General features: G+C 56.8%; 1 protein-coding gene. It reads left to right on the top strand.

Going from position 1 to position 870, the window contains the following annotated elements; translation table 11 throughout:
* Nucleotides 1–870, top strand: an 870-nt coding sequence (locus GOB81_RS17375; RefSeq protein ID WP_173571463.1) for an ISL3 family transposase, incomplete at both ends; no start/stop codon positions are given.

The raw sequence follows: 870 nt of genomic DNA on the forward strand, positions 1-870 counted from the left end.
CTTGATCTTCCCCGTTCCCTCGTCGTTCGTCGTGTTGTTGCACTGGACAACAGAGTGGAGATCGAAGTCGGTCTGCGCAAGCGGAGTGTACTGTGTCCGGACTGTCAGTGCCCGACACAACGCATTCACAGCTTCTATCAGAGAAAACTTGCGGATCTTCCATGGCAGGGCCGTCCGGCCACGCTGATCGTTTCTGTACCACGCTTTTTCTGTCAGGCTGCGGTCTGTCCACGTCGGACCTTTGTGATGCCCCTTGACGGGATAACCGTACGTCATGGCAGACAGACCACGCGTCTTACCGATCTTCATTATTATATCGCCCATACCCTGGGCGGTTCCGCTGGTGCACGAATGACCGTGCGCCTGTGTTGCCCCATCAGCCCGGACACTCTCATTCGCCGCCTCCTTTCCCGGGCACGGAACACCAGGAAAGACATGCCCCCTACACGCGTGGTAGGGGTGGATGACTGGGCATGGCGACGGGGACATCACTATGGAACGATTGTGGTCGATCTTGAGAAAAATGATGTCATTGACCTCCTGCCAGATCGGGAGGCTGCGACCCTGGCCCAATGGCTGCAGGCCTACCCCGGTGTTGAAATCATTGCCAGAGACCGTGCCGGTGCTTATGCAGATGGATGCCACAGAGGCGCGCCATCAGCTCTTCAGGTGACGGACCGCTGGCATCTGCTGAAGAACCTGTCAGAGGCTTTTGTCAGCATACTGGGCCGTTTCACGACAACAGTCAGAACCCTGACGCGACAGATGAACGTATCAACGGTCGTAAGCAAAATATCTGAAACAATCAGAGCGCATCCAGAAGAGGCGCAGGCGGTCGTCAGGTCAGCCTCTGGGGAACGGCGTGACATT

The sequence above is a fragment of the Acetobacter conturbans genome (assembly GCF_011516755.1).
Classification (GTDB): Bacteria; Pseudomonadota; Alphaproteobacteria; order Acetobacterales; family Acetobacteraceae; genus Acetobacter; species Acetobacter conturbans.